Origin of the sequence: Rhodoplanes roseus, assembly GCF_003258865.1 — a bacterium.
Lineage (GTDB): Bacteria > Pseudomonadota > Alphaproteobacteria > Rhizobiales > Xanthobacteraceae > Rhodoplanes > Rhodoplanes roseus.
The window spans coordinates 1,028-5,940 of sequence record NZ_NPEX01000330.1 but is presented as its reverse complement, the minus strand read 5'-3'; the positions used below and the strand labels follow the sequence as shown (position 1 = coordinate 5,940).

Here is a 4,913-nt window from a genome sequence, read left to right as displayed (position 1 = left end):
GACGGCCTTCGCCGTCGCGCTCCAGGCCCTGGAACGAATCCGCGGCCTCGGGCAGATCCCCGATCCTCCGACCTTCGAGGTGTGGTTCACCTATTTCACCGGGCACAATCGCGATCTCAACCGCGACATCGACGCGATCGAGGCGGAGACCCTGTCGCCGGCGCGCGTGCACGCCCTCCACAGCCGGCACTTCTCGTCGGAGCGCCATTTCGGGCAGCTTCTCTCGGTCGGCCATGCGCTCGGCAGCGAGACCCGGAAGGTCCAGAGCGTCATCCAGGTGGCGAACGGATCGGCAGCGGAGTACGGCATCGACCTGCAGAGCGCCGCCCAGGCGCTGGGCGGCCGCTCGACCGACCTCTCCGTCTCCGAGCTGGTGTCGTCGCTGGTCCGCTCCACCGACGCGATTCAGCAGACCAACGCGCTCCTGCAGGCCCAGCTCAAGCAGTCCGAGGATCAGTTCCGCCTGCTGCAGGAGAACATGGAGACGCTGCGGATCGAGAGCATGACGGACCCGCTCACCCGCCTCGCCAACCGCAAGTATTTCGACTTCTCGCTGTCCCAGGCGACCGGGCGGGCCGAGGACCAGGAGGCGCCCGAGCCGTTCGCCCTCGCCATGATCGACGTCGACCGGTTCAAGCGCTTCAATGACGATTTCGGCCACACCACCGGCGACGACGTGCTGCGGCTGGTCGCCTTCACGCTGAAGAACAGCGTCCGTTCCACCGATCTGGTGGCGCGCTACGGCGGCGACGAGTTCGCCGTGCTGCTGCCGAACGCCACCCTCGACAATGCGATGGCGATCGGCGAGCTGATCCGCAAGGCGGTCGCCGAGCGGCCGCTGCTGCGGCGCGCCACCAACGAGAGTCTCGGCCATGTGACCTTGTCGGTCGGGGTGGCGGCCTGGGTGCCGGGTGAGCCGTCCGAGTCCCTGATCGAGCGGGCCGACCGGCATCTCTACGAGGCCAAGGCGAACGGGAGGAACTGCTTGGTGGGAGCACCGAGGCTGCCCGGCTGAGCCGGACGACACGGCGGCGCGGATCACGTTCACGTCAACGGCCGGAGCCCCCTTGGGCGGGCCAGCGGTGCCTGGACACAACCAAACCGCCGATCGTCGGGCCTCAGCTCGCGCGTCAGTTGCGCGTCGGCCGGGCGCACCGCCCCAGGTAGCGCATTTCCGCCACACGAGCGACACTGACCCGCCGTAATACTGCGTGAATCCGGCGGCCGGGTCGCGACAATTACCGTTCGGCCATTAACGAACTCTTCAGGAAGTGATTGAGCGCGCGGCCGGCCAGCCCCTATGACGGGGGTCACGCTGAAGAAGAACTCCATCAGCGAACTGGAGGTCCCCCGTGCGCGTCGCTGTGGTTCACGATTGGCTCTACACGGTCGGCGGCGCCGAGCGCGTGCTCCGCGAGATCCTTCAGTGCTACCCCGGCGCTGACGTCTTCACGCTGTTCGACGTGCTCGGCCCGGAAGACCGCGCCAAGATCGGCTACGAGAAGGCGCATACGAGCTTTTTGCAGAAGATGCCGTTCATCAAGTCGCGGCATCGCTCCTATCTGCCGCTGATGCCGCTCGCGATCGAGCAGTTCGACCTGTCGGGCTACGACCTGATTCTGTCGTCGAGCTACGCGGTCGCCAAGGGCGTGCTGGTCGGTCCCGACCAGGTGCACGTGTCCTACGTCCACTCGCCGATGCGCTACGCCTGGGATCTGCAGCACAGCTATCTGCGCGACAGCGGCTACGCCAAGGGCATCAAGAGCGCGGTCGCCCGCGCCATCCTGCACCGCATGCGCATCTGGGACAGCCGCACCGCCAGCGGCCCGGACGCCATGATCGCCAACTCGTCCTTCGTGGCGCGCCGCATCCGCCGCGTCTACGGCCGCACCGCCCAGGTGATCTATCCGCCCGTCACCATCGCCAAGCAGCGGCCAGACATTCCGCGCGGCAATCACTTCCTCGCCGCCAGCCGCCTCGTTCCCTACAAGAACATCGAGGCGGTGGTGCGCGCCTTCGCGCTCCTGCCCGAGCTCGAGCTCGTCGTCGCCGGGTCCGGTCCCGAGGCCAACCGGCTGCGCGAGATCGCGACCCCGAACGTCTCCTTCGCCGGCTTCGTCAGCGACGAGAACCTGCGCAACCTGATGGCGACCGCGCGGGCCTTCGTGTTCGCGGCCGAGGAGGACTTCGGCATCATCATGGTCGAGGCGATGTCGGAGGGCACGCCGGTGCTGGCGCTCGGCCGCGGCGGCGCCCGCGAGATCGTCTCCTCGACGCTGCCCCAGCGCTCCGGCATGTTCTTCCTGACGCCCTCGCCCGACGACATCGCCGGCTGCGTCAACGCCTTCGTGGCGCAGGAGCACACCTTCTCGCGGACCACCTGCCGCCAGCAGGCCGCCCGCTTCTCGGCCGAGCGTTTCCGGGCCGAGCTGTCCGCCTTCGTCGACAAGGAGATGGAGGCCGCCAAGCGGGCCCGCGACGCCGCCGGATCGTTGCTCTCCACCCGCAGCTACGCGTGATGGACACTCACATGAGTACCCTCGCGACCCTGACGGACCTGGCCGGCGCTCCGCGCCGCAGCGGGCTCCTGGTGAGGCTTTGGCGCCGGCGCGGCCTCGCCGCCGCGGTGTTCGTCGGCACGATGGCGCTCACCGTCGGCGCCCTCATGGTGATCCCGGTCAGCTATCTGGCGACCGGCTCGGTCATCGTCGCCGAGCAGGAGCCGGGCGTCCCGAACGCGTCCGGCGCCTGGGCCCAGAAGATCGGCGATCCCGCCGACCTCGAGAGCCAGTTGCTGCTGGTCCGCTCGCCGCGCGTGATGCGGCTCGCGATGGGCACGCCGGGCGCCCGCGAGGCGGTGCTGAAGGAATGCCGATACCAGGCGGGCCGTGGGCTGCTCGGCGCCCTCCTGCCGTCGCGCGAGGACGCCTGCGCCAAGCTCACGCCGGACAGCGAGGAGCTGATCGAATACGTGATGGCGCGCTACAAGGTCGGCTCGGTCGGCCGCTCCCGCATCATCAACATCGCCTATCAGTCGGCCCTCCCCGACGTCGCCCAGACGCTCGCCGACGCGCTGGTGACGGCGTTCCTGGACGACCAGAAGGCCGGCCTGTCGTCGAGCCGCGAGGCCGCCGCGACCTGGCTGTGGCAGGAGCTCAAGCAGCTCGACGCCGAGGTCCGGCAGAGCGACGCCACCATCCAGGAGTTCCGCCGCGCCAAGGGGCTGATGCGGGGCGCCACCGCTCCGATCAGCTCGGAGCGGCTGTCCAGCATCAACCAGCAGCTCGCCGCCGCCGAGGCGGCCCGCGCCGAAGCCGCCGCGCGGCTGCGCGAGGTCAAGGCGAGCCAGGCGCGCGGCACCGCCGACGCGCCCTCCGTGCTCGCCAGCCGCTCGGTCGCCGACCTCAAGCAGCAGCTCACGCTGGTCACCGGCCAGCTCGCCAGCACGGCCTTCACGCTCGGCGCCAAGCATCCCTCGCTGCGCGCGCTGCAGCGGGAGCGAGACATCCTCGAGGAGCGCCTCACCCAGGAGGTCGCGACCGTCGCGGCCAGCGCCCAGAAGACCTACGACGCCGCCGACGCCCTCGTCGCCTCGCTCAAGGAGCAGGCCGACACGATCAAGGCCGAGGTCGCCGCGGCGACCGCCGACGAGGCCTCGATCGAGAGCATGGTGCGCTCGGCCGACATCAAGCGGCAGAAGTATTCGGAGCTCTACAAGCGGGCGAGCGAGCTGGAGACCGAGCGTCGCGTGATGCTGGGCAGCACCCGCCTGGTCAGCCTCGCCGAGTATCCGACCAAGCCGTTCTTCCCGAAGAAGCTGCCGTTCCTGGCCGCCGGCCTGACGCTCGCCTCGCTGCTCGCCTTCGCGGCGGCGCTGCTGCGCGACCGGGCCGACGGCAGCGTGCGGGCCTCCGGCGACCTCGCGGTCGTCGCCGGCGCGCCGATCTTCGCCGAGCTGCCGCGCGTCGCCAAGGCGCCGGCCACCCCGGTGCTCGGCATGCTGCTGAGCCGGCAGGCGGAGCTGCCGCTCGACGGTGCCCTGCAGAAGGCGCGGCACGATCCCCATCTGCAGGACGCGTTGCGCAAGCTCTATGCCGGCATCGTGCTGGCCGGCTCGAACGACCGCTTCCGCACCATCCTGGTGACCTCGCCGGCCCCCAACGAGGGCAAGACCTTCACGACCCTGGCGCTCGCCCAGCTCGTCGCCGCCACCGGCCGCCGCGTCCTGGTGATGGAATGCGACATGCGCCGCCCGACCTTCGCGACCGCGCTCGACCTCGCCGGCGGGCCCGGCATGACGGCGGTGCTGGAGGGCAAGTTCCCGCTGCGCGAGGCGGTGGTGCGGACCGGCATCCCGAACCTCGACGCCATCCCGGCCGGCCGGCCCACCGCGGCCTCGACCGAGCTGCTGATGAGCAAGACCATGGTCGAGGTGCTGCGCTTCGCCGAGACCTACGATCTCGTGCTGATCGACAGCCCGCCGGCCGACTCGGTGATGGACGCCCATGTGCTGGCCAAGCATGTCGACGGCGTGCTGTGCTGCACCCGCTGGGGACGCTCCTCGGTCGCCGGCGCCGCCGCCACCATCGAGGGCCTGCGCGCCGCCGGCGGCAACGTGTTCGGCATGACCATCACGATGGTGAAGCCGGACGACCTGCCCTTCTACGAGGCCAAGCCGGTGCGCCCGGTCGCCTATCTCGGGGCCGCCTGAGATGGCGACGCCCCGCGTGATGTTCGTCAACCACACGAGCGCCATCGCCGGCGCCGAGCTGGTGCTGCTCGACGTGGTGCGGGCGTGGCGCGGCGCGACGGCGTTCCTGTTCGAGGCCGGACCGCTCGAAGGCGCCATGCGGACCAAGGGGCTCGACGTGGTGATGTCGCGCTTCGGCCGCGGCCTCGCGGTGGTCAAGCGC

General features: G+C 70.4%; 4 protein-coding genes. All 4 read left to right on the top strand.

Going from position 1 to position 4,913, the window contains the following annotated elements; genetic code table 11:
• Nucleotides 1-1,015 (top strand): GGDEF domain-containing protein (locus tag CH341_RS27280; RefSeq protein ID WP_111422104.1); only part of this gene is annotated, 1,015 nt, incomplete at its 5' end.
• Nucleotides 1,016-1,352: 337 nt separating this feature from the next.
• Nucleotides 1,353-2,519, top strand: a complete 1,167-nt coding sequence (locus tag CH341_RS27275; RefSeq protein WP_111422103.1) for a glycosyltransferase — start codon at nucleotides 1,353-1,355, stop codon at nucleotides 2,517-2,519.
• An 11-nt stretch (nucleotides 2,520-2,530) separates the two neighbouring features.
• Nucleotides 2,531-4,711: a GumC family protein gene (locus tag CH341_RS27270; protein ID WP_111422102.1), complete on the top strand. Its 2,181-nt coding sequence runs from the start codon at nucleotides 2,531-2,533 to the stop codon at nucleotides 4,709-4,711.
• Between the two features lie 84 nt (nucleotides 4,712-4,795).
• On the top strand, nucleotides 4,796-4,913 hold a 118-nt coding region (locus CH341_RS36525; protein ID WP_425376212.1), incomplete at its 3' end, for a hypothetical protein.

Coding starts and splice junctions, on each gene's coding strand:
- CH341_RS27270 (WP_111422102.1), top strand. CDS start 2,531: ATGAGTACCCTCGCGACCCTGACGGACCTGGCCGGCGCTCCGCGCCGC.